This window comes from Isoptericola sp. NPDC055063 (assembly GCF_053608125.1).
Map to the genome: position 1 here is coordinate 1 of NZ_JBSGUW010000023.1, position 3,300 is coordinate 3,300.

4 protein-coding genes are annotated in these 3,300 nt (G+C 74.4%); all 4 read left to right on the forward strand.

The window, feature by feature from the left end; translation table 11 throughout:
- The first annotated feature begins 89 nt into the window (after positions 1-89).
- On the forward strand, positions 90-404 hold the full coding sequence (locus ACWF41_RS20945) for a hypothetical protein (protein ID WP_452183192.1): 315 nt from the start codon (positions 90-92) through the stop codon (positions 402-404).
- A gap of 106 nt (positions 405-510) precedes the next feature.
- Positions 511-957 (forward strand): Lrp/AsnC family transcriptional regulator, encoded by a 447-nt coding sequence (locus ACWF41_RS20950; RefSeq protein WP_380327089.1) that lies wholly within the window; start codon positions 511-513, stop codon positions 955-957.
- Between the two features lie 58 nt (positions 958-1,015).
- Positions 1,016-2,380 (forward strand): L-lysine 6-transaminase, encoded by a 1,365-nt coding sequence (gene lat, locus ACWF41_RS20955; RefSeq protein ID WP_380327092.1) that lies wholly within the window; start codon positions 1,016-1,018, stop codon positions 2,378-2,380.
- A 210-nt stretch (positions 2,381-2,590) separates the two neighbouring features.
- Positions 2,591-3,175: a hypothetical protein gene (locus ACWF41_RS20960; protein ID WP_380326851.1), complete on the forward strand. Its 585-nt coding sequence runs from the start codon at positions 2,591-2,593 to the stop codon at positions 3,173-3,175.
- Positions 3,176-3,300: the final 125 nt, after the last annotated feature.

Sequence of the window (3,300 nt, forward strand, 5' to 3'; positions counted from 1 at the left end):
GCGTCCATCCGAGCCCTCGTTCCTCGGGCTCTCCCGCCAGGCCCATCCAGCCTCGCGACGAGACATCCGCCGCCGCCGCCCGTGGGGGCGTGGCCTCCGCAGAGGGTGCGGCGGGGAACGCTCGGTCGGCGGCGGAGGGCAGTGCGGCGTCGTCCGTGGGGGGAGTGGGGCAGGCGGCTGTGTGGTCGGCGGCGGAGGTGCGGGCGGCGCGGAAGGAGATCGCGCGCGTCGAGCGGCGGCTGGGGCGGATCGCCGACGAGGAGAAGGCGCTGCACGAGCAGATCGCCGCCGACCCGACCGACTTTGGCGCCGTCGCCGCGCTGGACGAGAAGCTGCGCCGGCTGGGCGCCGAGAAGGAGGAGCTCGAGCTGGCGTGGCTCGAGGCCGCGGAGGTCGCGGGCTGAACGACCGGCCGTCGGCGGGGTGCCGGCGGCCGTGGGGGTGGAGAGCGAGACGCCCGTCGTCCACGAGGACCGGGCGGCGGGACCACGACGGGGGAGAGGACCAGGCATGCTCGAGGACGAGGTCGACAAGGCGCTCGTACGCGCCCTGCAGGGCGACGGGCGGGCCACGCTGGCGTCGCTCGCCGGCGTGACCGGGCTGTCGCAGTCCGCCGTGCAGGCGCGGGTGCGCAAGCTCGAGGCGCGCGGGGTGATCACCGGCTACCGCGCCGTCATCGACCCCGAGGAGGTGGGGCTGCCCATCGCCGCGTACGTCGAGATCACGCCGCTGGACCAGTCGCAGGCGGACGACGCCCCCGAGCGGCTGCGCGACGTGCCCGGCATCGAGGCGTGCTGGTCGGTGGCCGGCAACGCCAACTACCTGCTGCTGGTGCGGGTTCCCGCGCCCGGCGACCTCGAGGACCTGCTGGGCGTGATCCGTCGGGAGGCGGGCGTCTCCACGCGGTCGACCATCGTGCTGCGCACCTACTTCGAGGGCCGCCCGCTCCCGGGCTGACGGAGATATTTTCGGGGAAACTCTGGTTCGGCAGGAAGTTCTCCCCTACGGTCGGGATATGACCGAGACAATCTCTCAGCGCACGGCCCCCAGCGTCGGTGGCTCGATCGAGGCCACCGCCGTCCTCGACTCGCTGCGCGAGCACCTGCTCGTGGACGGCTTCGACCTCGTCCTCGACCTGGAGCGCTCGCACGGGTCGACCCTCGTCGACGCCCGGGACGGCCGCGAGTGGACCGACCTGTTCACCTTCTTCGCCTCCAACCCCCTGGGCATGAACCACCCCGCCCTGTTCCGCGACCCGATGTTCCGCGAGGAGCTGACCCGCGCCGCCGTCAACAAGCCGTCGAACTCCGACGTCTACACCGTCGAGCTGGCCCGGTTCGTGGACGCGTTCGCCCGCGTGCTGGGCGACCCGGCCCTGCCGCACCTCTTCTTCGTCGACGGCGGGGCGCTCGCCGTCGAGAACGCGCTCAAGGTCGCCTTCGACTGGAAGTCCCGGCACAACGAGGCGCACGGCCGCTCGCCCGAGCTCGGCACGAAGGTGCTCCACCTGCGCGACGCCTTCCACGGCCGCTCCGGCTACACCATGTCGCTCACCAACACCGAGCCCGGCAAGGTCGCGCGCTTCCCCAAGTTCGACTGGCCGCGCATCACCACCCCCTACCCGGGGCACGACGCCGACGGCGCCCTCCGCGACGTCGAGGCGCTCGAGGCCCAGGCCCTCGCCGAGGCGCGCGCCGCCTTCGAGGCGCACCCGCACGACATCGCCTGCTTCATCGCCGAGCCCATCCAGGGGGAGGGCGGCGACCACCACCTGCGCGCCGAGTTCCTCCAGGCCATGCAGGCCCTGTGCCGCGAGCACGACGCGCTGTTCATCCTGGACGAGGTGCAGACCGGCGTCGGCATGACCGGCACCGCCTGGGCCTACCAGCAGCTCGGCGTGCAGCCCGACGTCGTCGCCTTCGGCAAGAAGGCCCAGGTGTGCGGCGTCATGGCCGGCGGGCGCGTCGACGAGATCGACGACAACGTGTTCCACGTGTCGTCACGCATCAACTCCACCTGGGGCGGCAACCTCGTCGACATGGTGCGCTCGCGCCGCATCCTCGAGGTGATCGAGGCCGAGGGGCTGATCGAGCGCGCCGGGCGCGTCGGGGCGGGCCTGCTGACGAGGCTCGAGACCCTCGCCGCCGCCCACCCCGGCGTCGTCACCGACCCCCGCGGCCGCGGCCTCATGTGCGCCGTCACGCTGCCGTCGCGGCAGGTGCGCGACGCCGTCGTCGCCGGCCTGCACGACCAGGGCTTCCTCATCCTCGGCTGCGGCGAGCGCTCCGTGCGGTTCCGCCCCGCGCTCACCGTCGACGAGGCCGTGCTCGACGCCGCCGTCTCCGCTCTGGACCGGGTCGTCGCGGGGGTCGCGGGCTGAGTCGGGCGGCGCGGGGTCGGGGCTGAGCTGGGCGGCGCGGGGTCGGGGATGTCGTGTCGCGAGGCGCGCCATCCGCCGTGCTCGTTCCTCGCACGCTCCCGCCAGGCCCGGCCAGCCTCGCGACACGACATCCCCGACCCCCCGCCTTATCGCCCGACCCGCGCTCCGACGCCACGCCTCGTCTCGCGGTTGTGGTGGCAGGGTGACGTCATGACTGAGTACCGGCTGGACCTGTCCGCTGGCAACGCCGACCGTGTGGTGACCGTGCTGCCCGGCGTCGGGTACACGGCGCAGGGGCCCGTGCTGGCGCGGCCTGTCGCTGCGCTGCGCGAACTCGGCTGGTCCGTGCGGGCCGTGGTGTGGGACGGGCGGCCGAACTCCGACGACGCGCGCCGGGCGTACGTCGAGGTGGCGCGCGACGGAGTGGCCGCGGCGCCGCGGGCCGCGCACCTGGTGCTCGCGAAGTCGCTGGGCACGCTGGCCCTGCCGGTCGCCGTCGAGCTGGGGCTGCCCGGCGCGTGGCTCACGCCGCTCCTGACCGCCGACGGGGCGCCCGACGTGCGGGCCGCCGCCGCGGGGCTCGGCGCGGCCGGCGTGCCGGCCCTGCTGGCCGGTGGTACGGCCGACGGGTTGTGGGACTCGGCGCTCGCGGCGGCGTCCGGGGCGCGGGTGCTCGAGGTGGACGGCGGCGACCACTCCCTCGAGGTGGCCAGCGACCCGGAGCGCACCGCGCGGGTGCTCGACGACGTCACCGCCGCCGTCGTCGACCTCGCCGGCGCGATCGTCGCGCGCTGACCGTCAGCGCGGCAGTTCACGCTCGCGGCGGCAGTTCGAACTGCCGCCGCGACTCCAACCCCTCGCCCTTGATGTCCCCTGGCGGTTGCGGGGGTGGCAGCAAAGGGTTTAACCCCGCCACACAA

Coding starts and splice junctions, on each gene's coding strand:
- lat (WP_380327092.1), top strand. CDS start 1,016: ATGACCGAGACAATCTCTCAGCGCACGGCCCCCAGCGTCGGTGGCTCG.
- ACWF41_RS20950 (WP_380327089.1), top strand. CDS start 511: ATGCTCGAGGACGAGGTCGACAAGGCGCTCGTACGCGCCCTGCAGGGC.
- ACWF41_RS20960 (WP_380326851.1), top strand. CDS start 2,591: ATGACTGAGTACCGGCTGGACCTGTCCGCTGGCAACGCCGACCGTGTG.